Here is a 1,179-nt window from a genome sequence, read left to right as displayed (position 1 = left end):
CAATATGTAAGATTTAATGTGAATTTGAAAAATCAGGACACAAATAATAGTTCATTTAGCTACGGAGATAACCGATTCGAGAAGTCTCAAGGTAGCAACTGGACATTTCAGGAATAATTGAGGAGGACTTATTGCATATTGGAATGGTTATATTATGGATATCAGCAATCAATTTGATCAGGGCGTTGATGATCTGAACCAGCAAGTTGAAAAAGCGTTGGAGGATTTAGCCAACCAATCCCTCCGACACGAAATTTCTTGCCGAATATCAAAGTGCATTAGCTGAGTATACATTATATCGAAATGCGCAATCTAACGTTGTAAAAGCGTATAAAGATCTTGATTCAGCAATCATACAAAACTTCCGCTAAACTGGATAAGGATTTTATTATGTCAGTAAGCAATATGCCACCTATTGATAGAGCTGAGCAATCAACTGCTCATGAAATACAGCAAGCGAAAGTGATTGATTTAAATGACCGGGTTCTCAATCTTGACAACCCGGATGATAAAATGATCTCCGCTTTTGCCAACTATGCTGTACAAACTGAAAATTGGCAGCAAAATGCGTTACAAGCATTAAGGTCTGATAAAGAGGGGTTAACTCCTGAAAAATTATTAGTCTTGCAGGATCATGTGCTTAATTATAATGTCGAGGTTTCATTGGTGGAACATTAGCAAGAAAGATTGTCGCTGCAGTTGAGACGTTGACCCGCTCATGAAATATATATCATTATTATTGTTTATCCTGCTGTTGTGCGGCTGCAAGTAGCAGGAATTATTGAACCATCTTGATCAACAGCAAGCTAATGATGTCCTTGCTGTTTTACAAAGACATAATATTAATGCTGAAAAGAAGGATCAAGGCAAAACAGGATTTTCAATATTTGTCGAACCAACGGATTTTGCTTCTGCGGTGGATTGGCTAAAAATCTACAATCTACCGGGTAAGCCTGATATTCAAATATCGCAGATGTTCCCTGCAGATGCACTCGTTTCATCTCCACGAGCGGAAAAAGCAAGGCTATATTCTGCTATTGAGCAGCGGTTAGAGCAATCTCTCAAAATTATGGATGGCATTATTTCTTCGAGAGTACATGTTAGTTACGATGTTGATAATGGCGATAGTGGTAAAACTGCTTTACCAATTCATATTTCTGTACTTGCAGTATATGAAAA

General features: G+C 37.7%; 3 pseudogenes. All 3 read left to right on the top strand.

The features are described 5' to 3' along the window. Positions 1-130: 130 nt before the first annotated feature. A pseudogene (locus E0D98_RS24530) lies at positions 131-371 on the top strand (type III secretion system needle complex protein). A 19-nt stretch (positions 372-390) separates the two neighbouring features. After that, positions 391-722 (top strand): annotated as a pseudogene (gene sctI / locus E0D98_RS24525) (type III secretion system inner rod subunit SctI). After that, positions 719-1,179: pseudogene (sctJ, locus tag E0D98_RS24520) on the top strand (type III secretion inner membrane ring lipoprotein SctJ); the annotation flags it as partial. The pseudogenes sctI and sctJ, both read left to right, overlap by 4 nt.

It is taken from the genome of Escherichia sp. KCJ4928, from assembly GCF_004352695.1.
Taxonomy (GTDB): Bacteria; Pseudomonadota; Gammaproteobacteria; order Enterobacterales; family Enterobacteriaceae; genus ECMA0423.
This window is presented reverse-complemented; position numbering and strand designations above follow the sequence as displayed.